This window comes from Roseivirga sp. AWQ4_251 (assembly GCF_056158225.1).
This window is the reverse complement of the sequence record NZ_JBSWSW010000001.1, coordinates 1,138,671-1,162,941: the sequence shown is the minus strand read 5'-3', so window position 1 is coordinate 1,162,941 and position 24,271 is coordinate 1,138,671. Positions and strand designations below refer to the sequence as shown.

21 protein-coding genes are annotated in these 24,271 nt (G+C 38.5%); 16 read left to right on the top strand and 5 right to left on the bottom strand.

Features of this window, described 5'->3' with window-relative positions; translation table 11 throughout:
• Positions 1 to 147: 147 nt before the first annotated feature.
• The 12 genes from ACXACJ_RS05230 to ACXACJ_RS05175 all read left to right on the top strand — a co-directional run bounded on the left by ACXACJ_RS05230 (position 148) and on the right by ACXACJ_RS05175 (position 15,804).
• Complete coding sequence (locus tag ACXACJ_RS05230) at positions 148 to 1,707, top strand: cadherin domain-containing protein (RefSeq protein WP_475133218.1); 1,560 nt, start codon at positions 148 to 150, stop codon at positions 1,705 to 1,707.
• A gap of 1 nt (position 1,708) precedes the next feature.
• Positions 1,709 to 5,902: a hypothetical protein gene (locus ACXACJ_RS05225; protein ID WP_475133217.1), complete on the top strand. Its 4,194-nt coding sequence runs from the start codon at positions 1,709 to 1,711 to the stop codon at positions 5,900 to 5,902.
• A 221-nt stretch (positions 5,903 to 6,123) separates the two neighbouring features.
• Complete coding sequence (locus ACXACJ_RS05220) at positions 6,124 to 6,954, top strand: carcinine hydrolase/isopenicillin-N N-acyltransferase family protein (RefSeq protein WP_475133216.1); 831 nt, start codon at positions 6,124 to 6,126, stop codon at positions 6,952 to 6,954.
• Positions 6,955 to 7,141: 187 nt separating this feature from the next.
• Positions 7,142 to 7,702 carry a helix-turn-helix domain-containing protein gene (locus tag ACXACJ_RS05215; RefSeq protein ID WP_475133215.1) on the top strand — a complete coding sequence of 187 codons (561 nt, stop codon included), beginning with the start codon at positions 7,142 to 7,144 and terminating at the stop codon, positions 7,700 to 7,702.
• A 314-nt stretch (positions 7,703 to 8,016) separates the two neighbouring features.
• Positions 8,017 to 8,535, top strand: a complete 519-nt coding sequence (locus ACXACJ_RS05210; RefSeq protein WP_475133214.1) for a hypothetical protein — start codon at positions 8,017 to 8,019, stop codon at positions 8,533 to 8,535.
• A 194-nt stretch (positions 8,536 to 8,729) separates the two neighbouring features.
• Positions 8,730 to 9,305 (top strand): Crp/Fnr family transcriptional regulator, encoded by a 576-nt coding sequence (locus ACXACJ_RS05205; RefSeq protein ID WP_475133213.1) that lies wholly within the window; start codon positions 8,730 to 8,732, stop codon positions 9,303 to 9,305.
• A gap of 73 nt (positions 9,306 to 9,378) precedes the next feature.
• Positions 9,379 to 10,095: a hypothetical protein gene (locus tag ACXACJ_RS05200; RefSeq protein WP_475133212.1), complete on the top strand. Its 717-nt coding sequence runs from the start codon at positions 9,379 to 9,381 to the stop codon at positions 10,093 to 10,095.
• Positions 10,096 to 10,268: 173 nt separating this feature from the next.
• Complete coding sequence (locus ACXACJ_RS05195) at positions 10,269 to 10,919, top strand: DUF4279 domain-containing protein (protein WP_475133211.1); 651 nt, start codon at positions 10,269 to 10,271, stop codon at positions 10,917 to 10,919.
• A 409-nt stretch (positions 10,920 to 11,328) separates the two neighbouring features.
• Positions 11,329 to 11,898: a hypothetical protein gene (locus ACXACJ_RS05190; protein ID WP_475133210.1), complete on the top strand. Its 570-nt coding sequence runs from the start codon at positions 11,329 to 11,331 to the stop codon at positions 11,896 to 11,898.
• A gap of 195 nt (positions 11,899 to 12,093) precedes the next feature.
• Positions 12,094 to 12,678 (top strand): ATPase, encoded by a 585-nt coding sequence (locus ACXACJ_RS05185; protein ID WP_475133209.1) that lies wholly within the window; start codon positions 12,094 to 12,096, stop codon positions 12,676 to 12,678.
• A gap of 1 nt (position 12,679) precedes the next feature.
• Positions 12,680 to 12,844 carry a hypothetical protein gene (locus tag ACXACJ_RS05180; RefSeq protein ID WP_475133208.1) on the top strand — a complete coding sequence of 55 codons (165 nt, stop codon included), beginning with the start codon at positions 12,680 to 12,682 and terminating at the stop codon, positions 12,842 to 12,844.
• Between the two features lie 290 nt (positions 12,845 to 13,134).
• A complete protein-coding gene (locus ACXACJ_RS05175; protein ID WP_475133207.1) occupies positions 13,135 to 15,804 on the top strand; it encodes a M14 family metallopeptidase in 2,670 nt (889 codons plus the stop codon).
• Positions 15,805 to 15,814: 10 nt separating this feature from the next.
• On the opposite strand, the gene ACXACJ_RS05170 is transcribed toward ACXACJ_RS05175, so the two are convergent.
• Both ACXACJ_RS05170 and ACXACJ_RS05165 read right to left on the bottom strand, forming a co-directional pair.
• Positions 15,815 to 16,093: a DUF2442 domain-containing protein gene (locus ACXACJ_RS05170; protein WP_475133206.1), complete on the bottom strand. Its 279-nt coding sequence runs from the start codon at positions 16,091 to 16,093 to the stop codon at positions 15,815 to 15,817.
• On the bottom strand, positions 16,090 to 16,395 hold the full coding sequence (locus ACXACJ_RS05165; protein ID WP_475133205.1) for a DUF4160 domain-containing protein: 306 nt from the start codon (positions 16,393 to 16,395) through the stop codon (positions 16,090 to 16,092). The genes ACXACJ_RS05170 and ACXACJ_RS05165 overlap by 4 nt, the downstream gene beginning before the upstream one ends.
• Before the next feature lie 169 nt (positions 16,396 to 16,564).
• On the opposite strand from ACXACJ_RS05165, the gene ACXACJ_RS05160 reads away from it, so the two are divergent.
• Both ACXACJ_RS05160 and ACXACJ_RS05155 read left to right on the top strand, forming a co-directional pair.
• Positions 16,565 to 16,933: a VOC family protein gene (locus tag ACXACJ_RS05160; protein ID WP_475133204.1), complete on the top strand. Its 369-nt coding sequence runs from the start codon at positions 16,565 to 16,567 to the stop codon at positions 16,931 to 16,933.
• A 79-nt stretch (positions 16,934 to 17,012) separates the two neighbouring features.
• Positions 17,013 to 17,381 (top strand): DUF2200 domain-containing protein, encoded by a 369-nt coding sequence (locus ACXACJ_RS05155; protein WP_475133203.1) that lies wholly within the window; start codon positions 17,013 to 17,015, stop codon positions 17,379 to 17,381.
• A gap of 47 nt (positions 17,382 to 17,428) precedes the next feature.
• Here ACXACJ_RS05155 and ACXACJ_RS05150 read toward each other — a convergent pair whose 3' ends face one another.
• Positions 17,429 to 17,758: a DUF2442 domain-containing protein gene (locus ACXACJ_RS05150; protein ID WP_475133202.1), complete on the bottom strand. Its 330-nt coding sequence runs from the start codon at positions 17,756 to 17,758 to the stop codon at positions 17,429 to 17,431.
• Positions 17,759 to 17,771: 13 nt separating this feature from the next.
• On the bottom strand, positions 17,772 to 20,375 hold the full coding sequence (locus tag ACXACJ_RS05145) for a BamA/TamA family outer membrane protein (protein ID WP_475133201.1): 2,604 nt from the start codon (positions 20,373 to 20,375) through the stop codon (positions 17,772 to 17,774).
• Between the two features lie 198 nt (positions 20,376 to 20,573).
• Here ACXACJ_RS05145 and ACXACJ_RS05140 point away from each other — a divergent pair, with 198 nt between their 5' ends.
• Positions 20,574 to 21,770, top strand: a complete 1,197-nt coding sequence (locus tag ACXACJ_RS05140; protein WP_475133200.1) for a Pycsar system effector family protein — start codon at positions 20,574 to 20,576, stop codon at positions 21,768 to 21,770.
• A 52-nt stretch (positions 21,771 to 21,822) separates the two neighbouring features.
• Here ACXACJ_RS05140 and ACXACJ_RS05135 read toward each other — a convergent pair whose 3' ends face one another.
• Positions 21,823 to 22,851 carry a right-handed parallel beta-helix repeat-containing protein gene (locus ACXACJ_RS05135; protein ID WP_475133199.1) on the bottom strand — a complete coding sequence of 343 codons (1,029 nt, stop codon included), beginning with the start codon at positions 22,849 to 22,851 and terminating at the stop codon, positions 21,823 to 21,825.
• Positions 22,852 to 22,984: 133 nt separating this feature from the next.
• Between ACXACJ_RS05135 and ACXACJ_RS05130 the strand changes: the two genes are divergently transcribed.
• Entirely contained in the window at positions 22,985 to 24,229 is a 1,245-nt protein-coding gene (locus tag ACXACJ_RS05130; protein ID WP_475133198.1) for a hypothetical protein, read from the top strand.
• Positions 24,230 to 24,271 lie beyond the last annotated feature (42 nt).

Sequence of the window (24,271 nt, the reverse complement as noted above, 5' to 3'; positions counted from 1 at the left end):
AAACAGGAATTTAAGGCTTATTTTTAAGATCGAGCATATCCCAACTTTTGGTATAAAACCATATTTTACAGTCTCGATTTATGTCCAAATCCCTTTGTGTATTAACCCGATAAGGATATTTTTGATCACACATTCACTAACCGCTACGTGAGAATTATCAGTAAAAAAGCTCTTAACAAGCCTTGGTTGTTTGCTATATGCATACTCTTTTCAACCACTTATGGCCTTTCTGCTCAAAACATTCAAATCCAGAGCAGCAAATCAAAAACAGTGGCTACTTATCGGGTAGAAGTCAACAACAAAATCACTGAGGTTTATGGAGACAAAGATGATAGTGAACTTGAAATCATCATCAAAAGAGGCCACTCTTCGTTCGATTTCCCTACAATTTCTGTGACTTCGGCCGATGAGAACATCATTAAATCCATGGAAAACAAGCAATTGGACAGTGACACGCTTCGAATTCCTTACAACCATTTATTCAACACGTTTTCGATTGATTTGGCTATTCATTTAAGCGGTGAAAATTGTGAACTGGATGATACATTTCTGTATGAATTTGTAAACGAAGCTCCGGTAATCGAAGATCAAACCTTTACAATTCAAGAAAACATTGCACAAGGCACTGAAATTGGCAAAGTGGTCGCTACCGATGCAGATAATGATGAGTTGGTTTATGCCATCCAGAACAACGGCACCTATGCCGGAGTGCTAGATTTAGATCCTGCCACTGGCATTATCACTTTATTAGATAGCGCATACAATGATTTCGAAACCATTCAGCAATACCTTATTAGAGTTGAGGCATACGATTCGCGAATAAGAAACTCTGGTTTGATCACCATTAAGGTGGAAGATATAAATGAAGCGCCAACTGTAGTTGCTACTCAAAGCGTTGAGATTGAAGAAAACACGGCCGCCAATACGGTTTTGGGGAGCATAACAGCCACCGACCCGGAAGATGATGAAATCACCTATTCCCTTAAAGAGCAAAGTTTAGAAGGCGCACTTTCAATTTCAGAAACTGGCGAAATCTTAGTTGCCGATGCTTCTTTATTGGATTTTGAAACCCATCCTGAAATCAGTTTAACTGCTGAAGTTTCTGATGGTGAATTTTCTTCAGAATCCGTTTTTAACCTAAGCCTGACCAATGTAAATGAAGCGCCCGAGTTGATTGAAACGGAGTTCGAAGTAGAAGACATTGCTGAAGTCGGTACTGTGGTTGGGCAGCTCGAAGCCACCGACCCAGAAGATGATGAAGTCTCTTTCAAACTAACTTCCACCACCGAGTTTTTTGAAGTCAGCGAAAGCGGTATTATCACACTTACAAAACTGATTGGTGCGAGCATAAACGATCAACCTTTCACTATCAATGTGCGAGTATCCGATGGCACTTTAAGTTTCAACAAAGTCATCAATATCAAAGCCCTGGCTTCCATTGTTACAAGCCTGGAAGGAATTATTGAAGGATTGAAAATTTACCCTAATCCGGTTAAGAACTTTCTTACCATTGAACTGGAATCTGCACAAGTACCGAGCACGCACTTTCAACTGATCGATGCTCAGGGAATTCAACATAACATTCCTTCGACACAAGAAATTTTCGATCAAAAAGGCATAGATGTTCATCATTTGCCCAAAGGCATTTATTTGCTCACCATTTCAAATAACAACCGAAGCGCCACGCTCAAAATCCTAAAAGACTAAGATGAGAAATATTATAAAAACCACCTTAGCCATTTTTCTGGCCCTATTGAGCAGCACTTCTTTTGCACAAGAAATCATTGAGATTTGCCCTGAAGACAATCACAAGATTCAGATGGATCATCTGAAAACTGTTGAGTGGTATGCTAAAGAATGGAACGATTCTATTTTCAGATACAAATCCACAAGCCCTACTCTAGATTTAGACGCACTTTACCCCAATAAAACGCTAAGCAAACTTCAAGTTTATTCTATTGAACAGCTGGAAGATTGCTCGGTAACCATTTCAGATACATTAGAAATTGTGCCAAGGGGATTTTTCACTCCAGAAATGATGGATACCGCCATTATCGTTTCCAGAAGTACCTTTATTAACGATACTTCCACTTTCATCATAAGACCAGAATACAGTGAATTGCTCGACCCCAATGCAGCAGGAAGCCCAGACAGCATTTACTTCTCTTTTCCGATTTTAGCAGGAAGAAAGGGAGAAGAATTCACACTTACACAAAAAATCACCAGCGATACTTTACAGTTCATCATTCCTCCTACTTCAATAATTCATGCTGAAAATCAGATCGATTTTTCCAGCACTTTAGCCATTATGGGAAGCTGGGGCGACTGTGAACTTACGGATGCGCTTAACCTACCCGAGTTCATTTGGGATGAGCGTAATTACATTGTTGAAGCCCAAGAGAATGATCAACCCAATGGCCTTTATTTCTTTGCGAGTGGTTTGATTGATAAAATGTATGCAGGAGAAAATCCTGAGAATCTGATCGGAATGGTGAACACCGCTTCAGACACCCTGAAACAACTCGAATACGAGATTTTATACACTTCCAACGACCCTGCTCTTTCGACTGCAGCTATGAGATTGTCAAGCAATGATTCTATCAAGATAGCGCCTGCTGGGGTTCGATATATCGGTATTGATGACGAAGCCAATTATCCATTGGAATTAGCTACTGCAGAATATAATGTGAATATACTGGCCATTAACGGAGCAACACTTACTGGTTTAATTGAAAGTTTTCGTCCTTATCAGTTTGTGAACAATCTTGACTTTAGTCCTCAAGCTGAGCTCAAATTGATCGACAAGAAGTATATGGGAGACCCACTTCATAATATGGAAATGACGCTCTCCTCCTCTCCTTTCAGGTCATTTTACCAAACTGAATTGCGTTACTTCTTCCTAAGTGAAGATAAGCAAGACACCAGTGTTTTGGGTTTTGTTCCTGTTCCTTATTTGGAAGCCGGAAGTACCAATACTTTTGAAATGGATATGATCACTGGTGACAGAACCTACCAATACGACACCGTTTACATGAACCTGACCACGGTGGAAGGTCACCCAATTGCTAGCTATACTTTCCCAACCATGTTGGAAAGTTTCTATGTACAACCCAAGAATGGCCTGATTTCTCAAGATATAGCTGAATTAGTAGGCTACAATCAGGTATTTGTTGGCGATACCCTGGTGAACTGGGTGGGTGCAGGAGAAAACCTTGTAACAAACAAAATCGACTATGACTGGGGTAAAGCCTTCTACAATCTTCCGGCAGAAAGCTCAGTCGGAAAAATTGAAACCTACTACAATAAGCCATTGATGGATCTGAACTTCAGTCTCTACTATAAAGTAACTGATTATTATAAAAATCAGAGCCAGAACGATGAGAGAGAACTCGTTTTAAAAGATACGCTCCATATCCAACATAGATTGGTTTTTGATTATGACTACATCACAAATAGTGGAACGCAGGCAAGAAGCGTCATTCTGGATTCATCTGAAAAAGACACTATTGTTTCCTATGAAGACAAGAAGTCTTTCATGCTCAAGTTTAACAGTAACCTGGATGGCTCCAAATATTTTGAATTCATAAATCGCCCTGAGAATGTATTCAAAATTGAAAATGGGAATATTTATCAGCAGACGGTTATCGCTTACAAGAACTCTTCTCCTACCGATTTCAACTCACCTTCATCACTTTCTGATACCCTTAGATTTGATATGCACACCAAAGGTACATTTATCAATGATATTGATTTTGACTTAATCGGACTTGAAAGTTCCCCTTATACACCAGACGAACCCACCAAATATCTATGGAGTGATTATGGCTGGAATGCGGTAAATAAACGATTTGATTTAGAGCTCAATCAAGAGGTATATGATCTGAGAGCCAACATAGCCAGATCGAAACTACCAACTGACTTTGACTATTCCGAGTTAGAAGTAGGTATATACCGTGCAACTGCTGCCTGGGATAGCCTTCGTTATCAAAGAGCAGGAAACCGTAATTTTGCTTACTGGATTGGATTTGGCGATAACAATAGAGAAGGAAAAAATCAAGTACATCAGGACATTTACAAGGTTGACAGTTTAATGACGCTTTATGCTATTAAACCGATCACTGAGCTAATGGATGATAATTTTGCAACCAGTGGCAACTTCACTATAACAGTTCCCTATGAAGCCGACAGACCCAACTTCGTGGTTGTACTAGACCCTAACAACAAGTTTAGGGAGTATAACGAAATGAATAACATCAAGACAAATAATCCATTCTTAAACGTTAAGTCTGGCGTGTTATTAAGATTGGCAAAGGACAGTACAAAAACCATAGACGCCAATACAACCGAAAGAATATCAGCCATTACTTTTGAGTATCGAGGTAAAACTTATGATGCCCTTTATGCTACTGACAACAACCATTACGGAAGCTCATCAGAAGGATTGCTATATAATCCTGATGTGCCAGAAACCTTTCAACTTAATCCAGCGGAGAAAATAAAGTTCAATTTTCAGATTGAAAATATCGGCAACCATGTATCATCAGGCAAAGCCAGGCTTGTGGTTTCTGCCACTGACATACCTCAAAACGCGTATCTAGATTTTAAAACAACATTGGTAGATACCATTGACATTACTACCCCCATTTTACCACAGAACGGTGAAAGAAGTAATACTATAACTACCTCCATTGAGTTCGTTCCAGCCGATTATTTCTATTCAAATAGAGGGCTCCTTCTTTCCGTTTATTTAATTTATGACGAATATGAAAACAGCTCTTCTACTGAAAAAGAGAACATAAAAAATAAACTAGGTACATCTGGAAACTTACCACATCGTGTTGGGGCTTATTTTTCTAGAATGGTGGTACAATCACCTGACCTGATACTTGAAAACATTATATTCCCTCAAGATACGGTAGTGAATTGTGGTGACGATTTTCCAATTGAGATTAACCTCTTCAATAATTCTAATAAAAGTGCCTTGAATGAAACTTTCTACCTCAATGTAAAAGACAATTACGGCTATGAAGAGGTAATTCCTGTTGAAGGAATAGGGATTAAGGAAAGAAAAACCGTCACCTTCCACAAGAATTTCAGGAGAAGTCTAACAAGTGGAAATAATCAAAACTATCAAATTGAAGTAGAGCTGGATGTTGACGATATCGGGCTGGCAAATCAGGTAAAAGAAGCCGAACAGGAGGTAGTTGTTATGTTGGAAGTTGGTAGCATTGCCACCCCCACTCCACTCTATTTTGATGGAGAAGTTTTCAACTGGACACGTGTAGGAGAAAATATGAGCTATGAATATTACATTAGAGCTAGCTACGATGACGGAGACTACAAAGAATTCCATGGTACAACCACGGGCAATAAGGTTGTTCTTATCGATCAAGGCTTTCCATTTAAATACGGGAAATTTTATGCTAATGTATACGCTACAGATAATAACTGTGGCTTTAGTCGAGTAGTAGGTAAGGACTTCACTTACGAAACACCACCTACGACAGAAGAAGGTAGTATTGACTTAGGTACTGGCGGTGGCACTGGTGGCGGAGGCAATACAGGGGGACAAGACCCACCAACTAGTGACAATTGCTATACCAATGTTTCTGGACCTGCATTTGTCAAAGGGAAACTGACACAGTTAAGTGATGGTAAGTACAAGTACGATATGACCATCAAAAACTTCTGGAACGTACCTGTAGATGCTAGAATGTGTGTAGCCAGTACATTGGAAGGAGGTTGGAACTGTGGCGATGCCAGACAAATAAAGCCAGGCGCCACATATACCATCACACCATACCATGTAAAAGTTGAAGGGACTAGTGGTGTCAGAAGGATTATTCTGTTCTACCCTTCTTCCATTGCTGGCTCTTGCCATTTTCCAAGGCCTTCGAATTAAATAAACAGAATATTCACCATCCAAAAAGCCAAACTGAGTTGATCAGTTTGGCTTTTTGCTTTTAGTTATCAATAAAGCAATTCACTGAGGCAGCAATAAGCATTTAAAACATAACTGAAATTATAAATCTCAGGATCGAGCCTATTTTCATTTTGTTTTTCATCAACCCAGAATAATCAGATGCGTATAAACGGGCAAAACAACACGGTCACAACTTACCTATGAAAAAACTCGGTCTTTTACTCATCGCTTTATGCGTGTCTCTTGCTATTCCCGCATCTTCCCTAGCCTGTTCCGTACTCTTCTATATTGATTCAAAAACTGGAAAAATCTATGCAGTGAACAATGAAGACTATTGGCTCGATGTAGATGCCTACATTCAAATAGAACCAAAATCGAAAAACCAGTTCGCTCGCCTTTGGTACGGCTGGGATAACTTCGCCCAAGGTGGTGTAAATGAAAAGGGACTTTTCTTTGACGCAGCCGTAACTCCCGAGCAAAAGAAAATCAAGGGATATGGAAACCCTAAAAACAACTTGGGCGATAAAATTTTGGCCCAATGTGCTACTGTGGAAGAAGCCCTCGCTCTTCTGGAAAAAGAAAAAATAGCCCTAAACAATAGCCACATGATGTTTGGCGATAAATCGGGCAAAGCGGTTGTGGTAGAATGGATTAACGGAGAAAGAATTCTGAACTGGATGACAAGCAATAAACTGATCATGACCAATTACCTTTTAGCCCAACCTAAAGCGGGTAATTATCCTTGCCCACGTTATGCGAGTATTGAAGAAAGAATTGCCCAAATGGAAAACTCCGATAGCGAGGTTAATCTTTTTACGGTAGCCAATACTTTTGGTCAAGCTGGGCAAATTCCTCAAAAGCTAGAAAAGGGAAGAATAGGCGGAACGGTTTACTCATCCTTTATTGATATTACGGACAACAAGTTTTTCCTCTCCTACAAGCTAAGCAACGAAAACATAATTAAGCTAGACCTCAATACCGAGTTTGCTAAATCCAAGCCTCAAAAAATAGAATTAAAAGACAAGCCCTAAAGGGCTACCTAGAATGGCTAAGCAGATTCAAATCATTGGAATAGGTAATTGAGGAAGATTTCAGTTATTTCCATAAATCAATGTTTCAAGGCTATGACACGAATGTCGCAAACATGCCATAAACATGCCGTGGCAATTAAAACCTTGTTCTTTTACCATTGCTGTCAGAAAACGACAACATAAAATTATGGAAACTATAGCATTAAGAATTAGTGAAATCAGATTACAAAAAGGCTATTCTCAAGAAGCTTTAGCCGAATTATCAGGCCTGAATTTGCGCACCATTCAACGGATAGAAAAAGGAGAAACCACACCAAGAGGCGATTCTTTACAAAGGCTTTCAAAAGCTTTGGGAACTTCACCAGACGAGCTGATTGACTGGACGGTTAAGGAAGATAAAAGCGTATTGTTTTTATTAAACATCTCTCAATTTTCCTTTCTGGCTTTTCCGTTGTTAGGGGTTTTAGTACCTATGGCAATTTGGATTCTTCAAAAGGATAAAGTTTCCAACGTACTCAAAATTGGTAAAGCCATTTTGAATTTTCAGATAACATGGACATTAACCTTTTTCATCTTCGCAGGCCCTCTGCTCTATCTCCATTTGCATATTTGGCCAACAACCATATTTATTTTAGGAAGCGCTTTACTCTATGCCTATAATATTGCAATCATTCTAGCCAATTCATTTCTATTGGCTAAAAAGAAGAGCGCTTTTTACGAACCCTCCATAAAATTCTTAGGGAAATAGGATTACAAAATCAGCTCTTTCGATGTGTGTAAGCTTCTTCACCCAACAAGCCGATAACTTTAAAATCCTCTCTTAATCCCCCAAAAGATCCTGAAACAAGTTCAGGATGACTGTTTTTCGTCTAAAGTTTATCGAAAAACCAGACGCTTTTGGCCGTTCTTAAGATGTAATCGATTCATGAAAAAGTAAATCATTATTGATTCCAGAAGTAGGTTATTGAATAGGTTTTAGGGAAATTCCGCATATAAACGCTTTCGTTGCAACCATGAAATGAGAAATTGCACATTGACAAGTAAAACAACAAAGATTCGATTATGAAGAAATATCTATTTATAATATTGGTTATTTCTCAATTACAGATTTATGGACAACCTCTCATAAAAGAAAAATTTGTTATTTATGAAGATGTGATAGAGGAATTAAAATCGACAAAAAATATTGAAAGTTTAGAGAATCAATATGATTACACCGCACTTCTGTTACTGGACTCGGCAGAAATTAAATTGATTAAAAAAACTGGATATCAATACATCGATGATTTTAGAAATTTTGTAACAGGACTTGCTCTTTCAAAACAAACTTTTGGTTTTGTGACAGATAAAAAAAATATCAAAGAAATATTTCTAGATGACAATTCTTTGGCAAGGATTCTTGATTGCTCCAAAAACTATAATAGTCCTGACTTAAAACGGACAAAATTTAATTACCCAGTATATATTAAGGAAAATACCGCAATTTTTGAGACCTCAGGACCAACATGGTCTGACACCTATTTTGCAAGACTTGAGAATGGAATTCTACAAATAAACTGGCTTGGTGGAATAATTGAATAAAAAATAACTTCACCTAACATATTCTATGAATGAATAGATTTTATCGTTCAGAATATTTGGAGTCTCGAAGTTTCGGTAGGAAAGTCCGCCACACTTAATAAATTTAAATCAAGGCGTGGCTATGTGCGAGACGAGAGGTTGGTGCATTCTAATCCCCACTCATCATAGCTTGGCGTTAGCTGTATCACAACAAAATGAACAATAGAGATTCGTTAGTAAATTTCATTTCAAGTGTCGTCAAAATTTCAAAAGATGATGCAGAACAAATTGCAAACACATTTCATCCGATTGAAATCGAGGAAAAAGACTATTTGCTAAGGGAAAATGAAGTAAGTGATGATTACTTCTACTTGGAAAGTGGATTAATGCGAACTTTTCTATATAACCTTGAAGGTGAAGAAATTACCATTGACTTCTTTACAGAAAATAACATTGTATTTGAAATTACTTCATTCTTTAATCGAGTTCGTTCAGAGGCATATATACAAGCCATTACAAAATGTAAAGGGTTTAGAATTTCTTACGAAGAATTAAATAGGCTATTTCATGATAAACCTGCATTCAGAGATTTTGGCAGAGCCATTTTGGTGAAAGAATTTATAGCTTCTCAAAGCAGAAATTATGGAATGATAAATCGAACGGCTAAAGAGAGATATCAGAACCTTTTAAGCTCAGAACCCCAAATACTGCAATATGCGCCTCTAAAGTATATCGCTTCTTATTTAGGTGTTACCGATAGCACTTTGAGCAGATTGCGAAAAAAAATATAGATTTTTAATTCTTGCCTTTTGTCAAGTGGATTTGAATCTCACCTATTGAACTTTGCCTTAAAGTTTAATTGACATGGCAGAAATTTCTACTCCAATCGTACTATTTTTCACCTTTACCACCTTAGTTACTTTGTTGTTTTTTTATCAAACCAATAAAAGCAAAAAGCTCCTTGCAGGAATCTTCATTTGGATGGCTGTAGTCGGAATCTTGGGTTATTTTGGGTTTTACCGAGTTCAAAATACGATGCCACCAAGATTTGTTTTTCTTTTGGCTCCTGGTATCCTTTTCGTTTTTGCATATTCCTACTTCACAAGAAACAATACGATTCGCAATGAGGAAAATTTAAAATGGTTGACTCTATTACATACGATTAGAATTCCTGTAGAAATCGTATTGTACTATGTTTTCATAGAAGGGTATATTCCTGATTTAATGACTTTTGAGGGCTATAACTTTGATATTCTTTCTGGCATTTCAGCACCAATAATTTACTATGCCGTATTTGTGAAGCACTGGATTGGAAAAAAGGGGCTTTTAATATGGAATTTTATTTGTTTAGGACTGTTAGTTAATATTTTGACTATAGCCGTTTTGAGTGCACCAACCCCAATTCAGCAATTAGCATTTGACCAACCCAATATTGGTGTAACCTACTTTCCTTTTGTCTGGCTTCCTGCTGTAATTGTACCTATTGTACTTTATTCGCATTTAGTAGGCATAAAAATATTGCTGAATTTTCGAAAGAGTAAAACTGCAGCTAACAACGGCTATGAACAATCCAGATTATAGTGGCTTAGGTAAGTTACCTTATTAACCTTTCGTCAAAACAAGTTTTGACGAATTATTTTTGAGTATTTTAATCCGCAAAAATTAGTTCCGGCTAACATTATAAGTAGATTGAAAACTACCGCTTTTCAACCTCACACTGCGCATAGCCAGAATGTTGTGGTGCATTAAAAAAAATGACTGAAGAGAAAAAATACATCGAAATAGCAATTGAAGAGCTTCTCAATCCAACTTTTGAGACAACAAAGCAACATGTTGAAGTTATTGAAGTGCAAACAGAAAACAGAAGACCTGAAATTGCAAGAGTGGCTTTTTCGGATGATTTAGTTTCAATCTACTTCAAAGTAAAAGACCAACGATTTTTCTTGGTTATTAATGTAGTTAAAGGTGAAAAACCAGAACCAGCAGGAACTTGGATTCAGTCAGGGCATAGAATCTACTTAACAGCGACTTCAGAAACATCGAGTTTTCAAGAACTCAAAGAACTCTTACAACTAAATCCTGTAACAGGATGGTCTAAAGGAGAAAAAAAACCAAATGGAAAATCAGAATACACATTTAGTAGAATTTCTTTTGAGCCTAACTCAAATGAAGCATATGACCTAGAAGAAAAACTTTCTGAATTACTTACCGAAATTGAAAAGGACAAAAATGGAGTTTTAAGACTTGTTGAAAATTCGGACGCATACATTTCCGTTTGCAGATATCAATATGTAAGTGGAAATGCTGGAGTTCACTTTGACTTAACAACCATTAACCGACTTCAGCAACTCCATTTGCCAGTAGACATTGATACATATATCGTTGGAGAAGAATTGATAGAATAAAAATACACACAACAACACATATAGCTTATGGCAGGTGAACGGCTGCCAGCAAGGTTTTAGCTCCGTAGCAAGCTTTGATTTCAACTGGTTGTTTAGCGTTTGCAAAACAGTAACTCCCCTCTCTTTCAATGCAAACTGAAATAATTCCAACAGATCCTGAAATAAGTTCAGAATGACTGTTTCTTTAGCTAAAAAACTACGAGCCCACCACAAAAGCAGTTCTTTCAAAATTCCTCATACTGCTGAAGTTCGGCAATAACCGCTAAATCGAAGGCAAGTTAACAACTCTTAAAATATGCAGAATTCAGGAAAAAATGATGCTATATACATATTGAAAAAATAGGTTATTGCGGAAGTTTTAGGCAAATTCCGCACATAAAGGTGTTAGCCACGAGTTTGATTAAAGACAATGAAAAAGGAATCACCTAAATCAATAAAAATGAGACTTACAACTGAAAGCCCAGAACACAACAGAATGCAAGGAGACTTCTTGGACGATGAATTTTGTTTAAAATTTTATGAAATAGCGTTGCCTTTTGAATTTTCAGACAGGAAAGAAAGAAGTTATTCTACAATGATTGGTAAACGACAAATACAAGTTGACTTAAAAAATCCGACAGGCGAGAAATACATTTGGAACAAAGATTTTGAAAAAAAGGGGATTGATATCTCATTTTGCATTGCAATCGATTTCGAGCAAATAAAAGATTCTTGGGATACAAAAACATTACAAACTTATGGAAACCGCGAGGAACTTGATTTGACTTATTATACCAAAATTTTAAAAATAGAAATTGTTCCAGAGGTTTCAGACGATTACCCAAGTCTTTTAAATCAAATGCAAAAATTAGATGCAAATTGCTTGTATTTAAACAATTATATTGGAAAAGGAATTGATGAAGAAAAATTTATAATGATGTTTAAGCAACAAGGAATCATTGTGGTATTTGAAAAACAATTGAAGGAAGTTGAAAAATAATAAAAACCAGTGGCTAACAAATTGTATAAGGCATGACTGGGTTTGTGCGGATTCGACAAGTCGAATCTCGTCCCAACCTCAATTTCGCTTGAACCCTCAGACTATCGTCTGACCGCCACGACCTCATACTACCACCGTTGTGAGGAATGAGAAAAACGGCAATTACAAAAAAGAGATTGACGAAAAAACGTATGTTTGAGTACGTTGAATAATTTATATATCATATCGGGTTGTAACGGAGCTGGAAAAACAACAGCATCATACACTATTCTTCCAGAAATACTGGACTGTGATGAATTTGTAAATGCAGACGAAATTGCAAAGGGACTATCACCTTTTAATCCAGAATCAGAAGCTATTGCGGCTGGTAGATTAATGCTAACAAAAATTGACAGACTGATAAGCAAGAAAAATGATTTCGGTTTTGAAACTACACTAGCAACAAAAAGCTATAAGAATTTTGTCCTTAAAGCGAAAGACAATGGATATCGAACGACATTGCTTTTCTTCTGGTTAAGAAATCCTGAATTGGCGGTTAAACGCGTAGAAACGAGAGTTAGGGAAGGCGGACATAACATTCCAGAGGACGTAATAAGAAGACGATATGAGAATGGACTTAAGAATTTCTTTTCGATATTTGAACCTCTTGTTGACGAATGGATGTTTATTGATAATTCAGGTGAACCCTACCAAATTGTAGCTCACAAGAACACAAAAGGGATAATCATTAATAATCATCTTTTGTGGGACGATCTAATAATTAAGTACAAAATTGACTAATATGGACAATACGGATAAAATTATTGTTGGATTGGAAAAGGCTTATCAAAAACTTATTGAATTTAAAAAGTATAAGAGAACGCCAATAATTGTTTCGAAGGACGGTAAAGTGGTTGAGCTGAATCCTGAAAAAATAACTCCTCACAACAAGGTATATAGCAAATAGGACGATGAGGCATGTAAAAGTCCAATGGTTATCTGAAACACCACCAAATCGTTGATTTAGTTCGCTGAGTGCTTGTTTTCAATGGTGTTCATGAACTTAGGTTGGGCTTTTAAGAAGGAATAAATTAAAAACAGAATACAACGTTTTGGCTAAGTACAAACTCTAAAGTTTATCGCTTTCCACTGCCCTACTTACCGTATCCTAAACGTTTCTTCAAATCCATTCCTACCACCAATATAAAATCCGTTAACTCTAGTGGTCTAAAACTTTTCTGGTAGTATTTTAATCGGATGAAAACGCCTTCATTCAAAACCTTTTTTAAATCCATTGCTGCCATTTTATTAATCTGCAGTTCTTTTTTCAACCTAAAAGCCCAGCAAATACCAACTCCTGAAAGCATATTGGGCTTTCCTGTTGGGGCTGATTTTAAACTCGCCACTTACGATCAATCGCTGGCTTACTTTCAAAAACTGGCAGAAGTCAGTGATCAAATCCAGCTTTTTCAGGCCGGAGAAACTTCTGAAGGCAGACCCTGGTATTTCTCGGTCATTTCTTCCAAAGAAAATCTAGCCAAACTCGATCGCTATAAGGAAATTGCCCAAAGGCTGGCTCACCCCGAAGGCTTAACAGACGAGGAAGCTAAAGCCTTGGCTCGTGAAGGCAAACCTTTCGTTCATATCGATGGCGGTTTGCACGCCAGCGAAGTGGCCGGAGCACAGCACACCATTTCCTTAGCCTATGAATTGCTCAACAGCGATGACCCAAAAATCAAAGATATTCTGGACAATGTGGTGCTTTTACTCTGGCCATCTCTCAACCCTGATGGTCAGAATATTGTGGTTGATTGGTATCTGTCCAATGTAGGCACTCCTTATGAGGTGGCTCCGCTGCCCAAACTTTACCAAAAGTACATTGGCCACGATAACAACCGCGATTCTTACATGCTGAATATGATTGAATCACGCGTAGTAACCCGAAATTGGAGAGAATGGGAGCCTCAAATTATTCATGTCCATCATCAGTCGAGCCCCTTCCCTACCCGCATTTGGCTGCCTCCTTTTGCTGAACCTATTGCTACACAAACCCCTCCTATTATGGCTCGCGAAGTGAATATGATCGGTATGGCGATTGCCCAAGCTTTGGAATCCAACGGCCAACCGGGGGCGGTTCATATGGGAACCGGCTTTGATGCTTGGTATCCTGGTTATATCGATTATATGCCTATGCTTCAAAATATCGCATCTTTTTGGACAGAAACTGCACTTTATCGTTACGCCACACCTCATTTCTATACCATTAGTGATTTTCCACGAAACCGTTCCGATTTAAGAGCCGAATCGCTCTATTCCAGTCCTTGGAAAGGTGGCTGGTGGCGTTTGAAAGATGCCGTGGACTATATGCAAACCGCTTCAATTGCAGTATTGGAATACGCTTCAAAATATGGAGAAACTGTTTTGTATAACCGTTACCAATCAGGCCGAAATACCATCAAAAAGTATAAGGAAGAACCACCATATGCATACTTCATTCCGCAAGCGCAACGCGATCCTGTTCGCCCTGTGGAACTGTTAAAACGCTTGGCTTTTAGTGGCGTTCGGGTAGATCAGCTTTCTAAAGACCTTACTTTCAACGATGTTTTCTACCCTAAAGGCACTTGGGTAATCCCGATGGATCAAGAATATGCCGAGTTAGCAAGGCAGCTATTGGATGTTCAAAATTATCCCGACTTAAGAGAATATCCGCAAGGCCCACCAGAACAGCCTTATGATGCTGCCGGCTGGACCTTGCCTTTCACTTTCGAAGTCAATGTAATTCCAGCCATGACACCGCTAACGGATCAGGTTAAAAATGCCTTATCGCCCATTACCAGCAAAGCGGTAGACTGGAGTTCCACAACCGATGCCTCTACAGTCGATATGGCTCCAGGCTCAGGTTTCGACACCAATGCAAATGCAGCAGGCGTTGTAGCGCCAGCCGCAAAAATTACAGGTTCTGGCGCTATCGCGCTGGTTGATCCCAAAGAAAACAACAGCTTTAGGTTGATTAACAAAGCTTTGGCCTCCAATGGAAAAGTGAGTTACGTTTCGGGCAAATACGCCATTGAAGGCATTTCGAAAGGTGACTTAAGTCAATGGTCGAAAGAGTTGGCAGTAAACATTCAAATGACCAACCAAAAAGGAACTGCTGTAAAAAGCAGAATCGCCCTATACCGACCTCACACCGCCAGTATGGATGAAGGCTGGACACGTTGGCTATTGGAACGTTTCGGTTTTGAGTTCTCCAACATAGGCAATACCGATTTTCAATTAGGCAATTTAAACGACCGATTCGATGTAATCCTGTTTGCTTCGGAACGATCTTCAACCTTCACAAATGGCTTTAGAGAAGGCTCAATGCCAGCCGAATACGTGGGCGGACTTGGAGATGCAGGCATCCGCGCCATGGATGAATTTGTGGCGAATGGAGGCACGCTGGTTTGCCTGAATCAAAGCACCTTGTTTGCCATCGATGCGCTTCAGTTGCCAGTAAAAAATGTAACTGAGGGCATCAATCGAAAGGATTATTTTGCAGGCAGTTCTATTCTGGGTGTAGAAACCGATCCTTCACACCCTGTGATGGCCGGCATGCCCAAACAAGCCAATATATTCGTTTCCAATAGCCCAACTTTTGTGACTACTGAAGGTTTTGAAGGCCAGGTATTGGCTAAATATCAAACCAAAGGTTCTCCCCTCCGATCAGGCTACTTGTTGGGAGAAAAGCATATTCAGGGATTTGCGGCTTCGCTAGACGTGAAATATGGAAAAGGACATGTAATTCTTCACGGTTTCAGTCCACAATGGCGAGGGCAAACCATGGGTACTTATCGAGTACTTTTCAACTCATTGCTTTATAGCGGAGCTTTAGCACAAAGCCATAAACCCAACAATGATTTCTGGAAAAAACCGGAAGGAAATCGATAAAATATAAAGTCTAAATTTGACCGTTATGTAAATCAGAAAGCGGAAAAATCATGTCATAATCGTTCCAATTGAGGTTGCCATTCTTTACTTCAAAGGAGCGGAAATTCGCTTCAGTTTTGTATTTGGCAATCGAGGGTATTTTACTTTTATCTATAAAGTTTCTAAAATCAATTGTTTGCTCGGAATTGTCAGAAAAACGGATTCGAATAGTAAAACTTCCCTCGTAAAAAGCCTCAACAACCTTAGGAACTAAAGTTTTATATGCAGTATATTCTTCTGAAATTTTCATCTCAATCTTTCTGTAATTCTAACGAAAGGAACTGGATTATGGTAAACAAAATATTCAACCCATTTCTTAACAATATCGTCAGCAAAATTCTTCAAAAATAATTTAAAATCTTTAAGCTCCTTTCCTTTTAGAGGTTCGTATCCCTTCACATTGGTAATCTTAACCTCTATAACTTGACCATATTCTATTAGAAACTCTGCCTTGCTCTCATACTCTCCTTTTCTTGCATGAACATGAATTGGCTCATGTTCATTTGAATAGAAAAATATCACGATCCCTAAATATTCATAAATTTTTGGCACATCTATAATTTAAGCATTATTGAGAAACAGAACAGTTGATATTATAATTATAACTCAAAAAGCCTCCTTCCATCCATTAATACTTCAAATAATAAAACCTTGCATTTCAGCAAAAATGAGAAGTGATTCTTAATTTAGACAAATTAACTAACCATTATTTCTTCAATCCATGAACTCAAAAGCTTTATCCCTTCGACCTTTTATTGGCGCCAAAGATTATGAAACTTCTCGAAGCTTTTATCGCGATTTTGGTTTTGAGGAAAACGAATTATCTCCAGATATGTGCGTTTTTAAGCTGGAAGGAAACGTAGCTTTTTACCTTCAGAGATACTTTGTGAAAGATTGGGTAGAAAACACGATGCTCTTTTTGGAAGTAGAAGACACAGAAGCTTTCAGAAACGGGTTATTAAAACTCGATCTTGTTAAAAAATACGCTGGTGTAAGAATATCAGCCATCAGAAATGAACCTTGGGGCCGTGAATTCTTTGTTCATGATCCTTGCACCATTCTTTGGCATATCGGAGAATTCAAAAATTAGGAGATATTTGAATAGAATAGCATACTGGATCACATCGATAAATTGTGTCAAATAGTAGTAAAACTCTAAATTTTCAGAAATGACCACCACACCAGAACACGATCAACGTATTGCAACAATGACTTTTTCTTCGGTTTACCCGCATTATGTTACCAAAGCAGAAAAGAAAGGACGAACTGTCGAAGAACTTCATCAGGTAATTGAATGGCTCACTGGTTTTGATCAAAAGAAGCTTGATGAACTGATTTCAAGGAAGGTCACTTTTCAGGAATTCTTTGCCGAGGCTCAACTGAACCCAAATGCAGAATTGATTACGGGAACCATTTGCGGATACAAAATTCAAGATATTGAAACGCCTTTGACCAAGCAAGTTCGCTACCTCGACAAGCTTGTAGATGAATTAGCAAAAGGAAAGAAAATGGAGAAAATTTTGAGACAACCTGCTTAGTTAGAGCCAGAGAAAAGCATCAGAATCCGCTAATTTTTAGCATTTTCCTAAAATCTCTTCTGATTTTGATTTATCGAATTATGATATAAGTCCGAAAGAGGAAATACCATTTCGTAATTATTCCAATTGATATTTCCGTTATGGATCTCGAACGTGATGAAGTTCTCTTCCTGAGCATATTTTTCTAAACTCGGTTTTTCCAAATCAGATTCATCCACTTCATATTCCGCAAGCTTCTTCAAAAAAGGTTTAAAATCCACCTCCTGTTCCGACTCATCGGAAAACGTAAAACGTATAACAAAGTCGCCATTGTATTCCGCCTCAATCACGGTAGGCGTATCGGTTCTGAAAGGCTTATGTTCTTTATGGACTTTCATGTCATCATTTTTTCTAGAAGAAGAAACCCATATTGAGATAGAATGAATCCTCTCTTCCTGGGGTGAAACCGTAATGGGCAGTCACTACTATATATTCGTAACACTGCAGGTACAAACCTGTTCCGTAGGTAGTCGTAAATCGAGTCGATTCCTCTACATTATCTGCCCACACTTTTGCATTATCCATAAAACCAAGCATTCCAAAATCTCCATTCAGAATTACATTTCGGATTTTTGCCAAGCTTAAACGGGCTTCAGTATTCTGATAAACGCTTCCTTTTCCTGCAAAGCGGGTTCTTCTATAACCTCTTAAATTAGATCGTCCGCCCACGAAATTCGATTGGTAGAAAAGATAATCTCCAACATTTTCAGCAACTCCAAAACGCCCTGCCAAAGTCAATCTAAAAGGAAGATTTGGCGTGTAGTAAATTGAAAAATCGGTGGTTAATCGGGCAAAATTCACATCATCTCCATCGATTTCATTCAAATATTGCGCTTGAGCATTCCATCGAATTCCTTTGCTGGGATGAAACGGATGATCCAAATAATTGAGTTCTGCAAACATCTTCGCTCCCATCATTCGCTTACTCATAGTATTAAAAAGTGGGCTATCTTGTTGGGTATCCAGAATCGAATTGGGCCTTTCCTGAACATCAGCATACTCGAACATAGGACCAAAACCAAAAGAGAAAATTCTTCCAAAACGCTTTACCAGTGGAGTTTCTATATGAATTGTACTTAGTCTAATGCGGTAGTAATCGATGTTATATTCATATTGAGTATCATTTCCTTGTCCAAAATAATTGAAAGCAAATTTTGGATTATGCCCCCAAGCGTTGATTTCCAAATCCCAATCGTGAGCAAATAACGAATAGAACTTCGCTTCAGATTTTAGGTTAAAGCCTCGAGTTTTGGTCGAAAAATTACCGGCCACTTTCAAAGAAGCTTTTGGATTTCGCCTAAAACCTTGCCTTTCCATATACACACCCGCTCCAATGAAAAGTCCATCGTCAGGATTGATTTCAAAAGAAACACGCGGTCCCAAGTAATCATAGTCGAAAGCATCGCGGGTAAATTCATTGACCCAGGGATTATTCGAAGCCGTAGGATTCATCTCTTTTCCATGTTCAATGGCTCGAATATCTTCAGTATTATCGTAAACCTTGGTTTTGTGGCTCCAGCCTTTTACCGATGATTTATCTACAAACTTGTCGGTTCCTTCACCCCCAACTATGCGCACAATAATGCTTTTGTTCACATCTCCATTGATCCTGAATTCGTCTTCTCCTTCCAGCCCATACAACCATATTTCTTTGGTTACATCTCGAGAAAAAGTACGTGAGTAAATCTTCTTTTCCAGTTCATCATCGCTGTTGATTTTGAAAACCTCTACCCTAACGGAATCATCATTGATTCGGTCAATTTGAAAGCGTTCATGCTTGTTGCTCCCCACAATTCTTACAAATTTTGAAAGAAAGGTGTAATACAAATCAGCATATTCATCGAGTTTATTTCTTCGTGAAATCAGCTTGTCTTCAATTTCCTGAGCCGAAAAATCATAAACCTCTTCTGGAAACTGAAGTAAAGCTTCGTGTATAATTTCATCGGTGAGTTTCTCTTGAATTTCATGAGCAAGTTCCACCCAATCCTTTCTGGTTAGCTCATTCAACAAGTTGTTATCAATCTGCCTTCCTGCGTAATTAATGTCCTTATAATTCTCTATTTCATAGTTGAAATTAGAAAGCGACCTTTTAGCCGAAGGACGCTTAACCATAGAAGGAATAAGGCCATCCATCAACACAAATGCCTGATCTCGATCACGGGGTACGGCTTCAAACCGCGAGCCCTTATCTTCATTTTCGAACTCTGCCCAACGCCACTGATCCCAATGTCGGTCCCAATCACCAATCAACATGTCGAACAAGCGAGATTTTGCCAATTGACGCTGATCTACATAATTGTCATTGTCTTCATACAGGTGCTCAAACAGCTTTTCCGTACCGATAATATTTTTACTGTTCGCGAATCGATCGTAATTCGATAAATCTTCGTCAGGTCGTATTTCAGACATAAAAAGCGCATCTCCGTATTCTTCCAAAAAGTCTTCATAGCCTGGAATTTTAGTCGATTTCTTCACATAGAAAATCTCTGGAGAAGTGTGATGAACTCCGATAGCATCTGCCATTTTTGGAATAGCTAAGAATGCATAAGGATGAGCCGAAGAGATTTGATCTTTCAGAAGATTGTTCACCCAAGTGCCTCGAAAAGCTGTAGGAAGTACAAGGCCGGGAAACTTATCCAAACTCCTTAAATTATACTGAACTCCATTTTCAGCTTGAAACCTCATGCTTTTCGTCTGGTGGCCTCCACCCAATTGAAGAATGTCAACACCACCTTTAAATGTCTTCGGATCGAAAATAGGAGCTTTTATTGGAGTCACCCATTCCTTTCTATAATGGTTTCCCCAGAAAAAAGCCCAAAGGCCTTCTCTGTCAAAATCGGTATTTGGAGCCGCGGTAACATATTCTACCGAATCATTTTCTTTTTTAGTTTGAGCAGTAAGGCCGATGCAAACCAGCATCAGAATGGTAAAGCAAGTGAGTTTGGTTCTCTTCATATTTCTTGCTTAGGCAAAACTTCAACCAAATGCATAAACCGCTTTTCGGTTGTGTTTTTTATAAATACTGGGGAATTTGATTCACAAAATGATTTTCAAATCATGTGGATTTTCTTTCCCATTTCTCTTCAAAAGTGGCCTTACAGCATCGTCTAAGCATGGTATGTTTTTGGCAACGGAAAGATCAAACCAATTGCCATGCTAACTCACATCACTCAAATAGACCAAGCCAAAGAATATGTAACCCGGTTATACCAGGCCATTCACCATAAGGAAGTGGTGTATTATACTTTGCCTCATGCTTTGTGTTTACATGAACAGGTGAAAGAAATTGCCGAAGCAGAAGGATTGGAAGATTCAGAAAAGGTTGAAATGGCCTCACTGTTTTATTACTCAACTTACTGGACTCCAAAACATAAAAAGTGCGATAGAGATGATTTTGTAAAACGATACATCAATGAGTTCGATGTACCTTTAGATGCGAATGAAATCATTGCTTTGATGAATTCGATAGACAACAATTCGCATGAGAAAAGCCAAGAAGAATCCGTTTTGTATGATGCGTTTTACAGCTTTTTGGGTAAAAAGAACTTCATCAGAAATCTGACTCTAAAGGCTAAAGACGAACAGAAACAATCTTCGGCCATTGAGCTTCGCAAAAGGGAATTTCAATTTATGATCGATCATAATTTCAGAACCAAATATGCGATCAAGAAATTTGGGGAACGGAAATCAAAGAATATTTACAAACTACAAACCGTTGCTGATAAGGAAGTTGAGAAACAAAGCAAGCGCAAAAAGAAAGACAGAAAATTGGGGCGTGGAATTGATACGATGTACAAATCGGTTTATCGAAACCACATCAATTTGAGTGAAATAGCCGATGGAAAAGCAAACCTGATCATAAGCGTAAACACCATTATTCTCTCCATTATTGTCACTTTAGGAGGTACGGGTTATACCTTTTTCGAAACGGGATTCTTTAAATACGCGAGGTTTACAGTGCCAATTCTTGTTCTTCTGCTGAGTTCGCTAACAGCAGTAATTTTGGCCATTCTTTCCGCCAGACCAAATGTTACCAAAAAGAAAGTAAATAGAGAGCGATTGCTTGCCAAAAAGAGTTCAATCCTATTTTTTGGGAATTTCGCCACTGTTGAACTTCAAGATTTTGTGAGAGAAATGAGCGTTTTCCGTCAGGAACAGCAAAGACTTTATGATAGCATGTCAGTAGACATTTACCAACTTGGGATTGTGCTTCACCGAAAATACCGCTTGGTTCAAATTTCTTATAATGTGTTCATGATGGGACTCGCCATAAGCGTACTTTCTTTCTTAGGCATATTCATCTATTCACAAGTCGAAATAAGTGCTTTGGCTTCTGCTATAAATAAGTAGAAGAAAGTGGTTGGCTTGAAATCGGTCTTAAGCCAACCTCTTCTCAAGACATTTATTTCTTCGGCTTTTTAAACAATCCTGCATTCAATTCCTTTCCATCAGAATCGTCACTAAGCGTCCAATAACCTTCTGGAATATTGGCCAAACTACGCTGAACGAGTTTTACAGTTCCCTTTCGTTTTACATTATCCAAAGTGAAAGTCGACATGTCTTTGGCCTCAACTAAACCGTTCGCACCGTAGTAACCCATATGTCCTTCATTGTTCACAATTAGGCTATTTTTGAACTTATAGTGAGGCTGCGATTTATCTGGCCTTACCCAGAAGTAAGCATTATTTGCCACAATGTTATTCTCGAAGGTGAAATTGGAATCGATTGGCCCCATCCAAATAGCGCTTTCCGTAGCGCCATACAAAATGGAATTTGTAATCGAAAAGCCATCAACATTATTGAACAAGAGTACAGCATTTCTGCAGTTATAAAATATGCAATGATCGACCTTAGTGTTTTGTCCATGAGCCCAAATTGCTCCTTGAATTGGTGAAGCATTATTCTCACTTACAAACAGACATTGAGAAACCTCCAATCCCGAAATCTCTGGGTTTTCCTTGGAAATTGGATAATAGTAACCAACGGCCGCGTTAGGATTCCCCAAAAACTTCAACCCCTTGAATGAAACGTTTTTAGTAGCCACCAAAAAGCCTGTGGAATGGTTAAACTGAGTTTGCGAATTGTTTTCTGAAACTGAAATAATGATTGGCATTTTGGTGTAATCCCAATCGCTGTCATCCGGCATTATCACCGCTTCTATGGTGAATCTTGTGCTATCATTCAGCATTCTGGCCGTGTTCAAAACGAGCTTATCGTGCAAAATATACGTACCAGGATTCAGCTTTATATGGATATTACCGATGCCTGTAAAATCATTGGCTACTTCCACAGCTTTGGTCAAAGTCGCAAAAGGCTGATCCTTATTTCCTTCAAAAGAATCACTTCCTTCAGTTGGGTTTACATAAAGAGTTTGACCATAAATGGAAGGAGCGAAAAGTGTAATCGCGAGTGCTAGCAAAAATTTCTTCATTATTGTTTTTTCTGCCATTCTAGTTTAAGCGCTTCAAAATCTGTAGTTTTTGCTTGTACAAAGCCATTCAAAGTCGTTCAAACCGATTCTTTATATCTGACTTTGTAATTTTGAGCACCATTCTCACTTTCCAATGAATAGAAAATACCTTCAGCAATGCCTTTATAAAATCGAAGAAAAACTTGGTTGGGGTCCGAGCAGTGAATGGATGAATCAAGAATTTCAATTATTGAGCGACCGTATTTTTGAAGAAACAAAAGTGCGATTGAGTATCACCACGCTTAAAAGGGTTTGGGGAAGGGTAAGTTATACTAGCGATCCGAGCGTTTCCACACTCAATACTTTGGCGCAATTCTTAGCCTTTGAAAATTGGAATGATCTAAAACAAAACATCGCTCTTGATGAAACGCAGCCAGCTGAAATTTCTAAAAAAAGGAAGTTGCCAAAAGCAAAGTTATTAGCACCGGTGCTTGTTGTGTTGTTCAGCATTTTGATTTTGGTTTCTCTCAACAAAGGCCGAAGAAATATTTCATCCGAAGAAAAAGCCAAAGTACAATTCAGCAGTAAACCCGTTTCGTTGGGGCTACCTAATTCAGTGGTTTTCAACTACGACTATGCCGACATAGAAGCCGATTCCTGCGCCATTCAGCTTTCATGGAATCAGCAAATGACCATTCCAGTCAAAAGAGAAAATCATGAAGCCACCGGAATTTATTACTTCCCGGGTTATTTCAGGGCAAAACTGATAGCCGATGGACAAATTTTGAAGGAACACGATGTACTCATAAAAACGGATGGCTGGATGGCCACCATTGGGCTCATGAATAAACCCAGATACATCTACAAGAATGAAATGGAAAACTCAGGTAGCCTTAAACTGAAGGAAAACATAATTGCCGAATATTCTGACACCGAGTCTCCTTGGCTTTCTTACTTCTACTTCAATGACTTAAAAAACATCAATGGTGATGATTTCACCTTGGAAACGCGATTCAAAAACACCTATCAGAAAAGCAATGGGATTTGCCAAAAAACTGGAGTTTCCATTCATGGAACAGAAGGCGTGTTCATGATTCCCTTCTCCATTCCCGGCTGCATTAGTGATCTCGGACTGATGATGGTCAATCAAATGATTGATGGCAAATCCAACGATCTCTCAGCATTCGGCACAAACATTAGCGAATGGCAAAACCTAAAATGTACAGTTTCCGAAGAAAATGTGGATATCTACCTAAACAATAAGCTTATTCGCTCCTTTAAAACCGATCAGAAACTGGGCAAATTGGTTGGCCTAAGTTTTAGGTTTGAAGGCAATGGCGAAGTTGACAAAGTCGTTCTGAGCAATTCTGAAGGAACAACTTACTCAGAAGAATTCTAGGTGAATTTCGCACCTCAATAGTCTTCAAGTAAACCTTACTTT

Excerpts from the sequence above, each read along its gene's own strand:
- ACXACJ_RS05210 (WP_475133214.1), top strand. The coding sequence starts at position 8,017 with ATGAAGAAATATCTATTTATAATATTGGTTATTTCTCAATTACAGATT.
- ACXACJ_RS05170 (WP_475133206.1), bottom strand. The coding sequence starts at position 16,093 with ATGAAAATTTCAGAAGAATATACTGCATATAAAACTTTAGTTCCTAAG.
- ACXACJ_RS05135 (WP_475133199.1), bottom strand. The coding sequence starts at position 22,851 with ATGAAGAAATTTTTGCTAGCACTCGCGATTACACTTTTCGCTCCTTCC.
- ACXACJ_RS05175 (WP_475133207.1), top strand. The coding sequence starts at position 13,135 with ATGAAAACGCCTTCATTCAAAACCTTTTTTAAATCCATTGCTGCCATT.
- ACXACJ_RS05220 (WP_475133216.1), top strand. The coding sequence starts at position 6,124 with ATGAAAAAACTCGGTCTTTTACTCATCGCTTTATGCGTGTCTCTTGCT.
- ACXACJ_RS05205 (WP_475133213.1), top strand. The coding sequence starts at position 8,730 with ATGAACAATAGAGATTCGTTAGTAAATTTCATTTCAAGTGTCGTCAAA.
- ACXACJ_RS05145 (WP_475133201.1), bottom strand. The coding sequence starts at position 20,375 with ATGAAGAGAACCAAACTCACTTGCTTTACCATTCTGATGCTGGTTTGC.
- ACXACJ_RS05190 (WP_475133210.1), top strand. The coding sequence starts at position 11,329 with ATGAAAAAGGAATCACCTAAATCAATAAAAATGAGACTTACAACTGAA.
- ACXACJ_RS05140 (WP_475133200.1), top strand. The coding sequence starts at position 20,574 with ATGCTAACTCACATCACTCAAATAGACCAAGCCAAAGAATATGTAACC.
- ACXACJ_RS05195 (WP_475133211.1), top strand. The coding sequence starts at position 10,269 with ATGACTGAAGAGAAAAAATACATCGAAATAGCAATTGAAGAGCTTCTC.
- ACXACJ_RS05215 (WP_475133215.1), top strand. The coding sequence starts at position 7,142 with ATGGAAACTATAGCATTAAGAATTAGTGAAATCAGATTACAAAAAGGC.
- ACXACJ_RS05180 (WP_475133208.1), top strand. The coding sequence starts at position 12,680 with ATGGACAATACGGATAAAATTATTGTTGGATTGGAAAAGGCTTATCAA.
- ACXACJ_RS05225 (WP_475133217.1), top strand. The coding sequence starts at position 1,709 with ATGAGAAATATTATAAAAACCACCTTAGCCATTTTTCTGGCCCTATTG.
- ACXACJ_RS05150 (WP_475133202.1), bottom strand. The coding sequence starts at position 17,758 with ATGAAAGTCCATAAAGAACATAAGCCTTTCAGAACCGATACGCCTACC.
- ACXACJ_RS05200 (WP_475133212.1), top strand. The coding sequence starts at position 9,379 with ATGGCAGAAATTTCTACTCCAATCGTACTATTTTTCACCTTTACCACC.
- ACXACJ_RS05130 (WP_475133198.1), top strand. The coding sequence starts at position 22,985 with ATGAATAGAAAATACCTTCAGCAATGCCTTTATAAAATCGAAGAAAAA.
- ACXACJ_RS05160 (WP_475133204.1), top strand. The coding sequence starts at position 16,565 with ATGAACTCAAAAGCTTTATCCCTTCGACCTTTTATTGGCGCCAAAGAT.
- ACXACJ_RS05155 (WP_475133203.1), top strand. The coding sequence starts at position 17,013 with ATGACCACCACACCAGAACACGATCAACGTATTGCAACAATGACTTTT.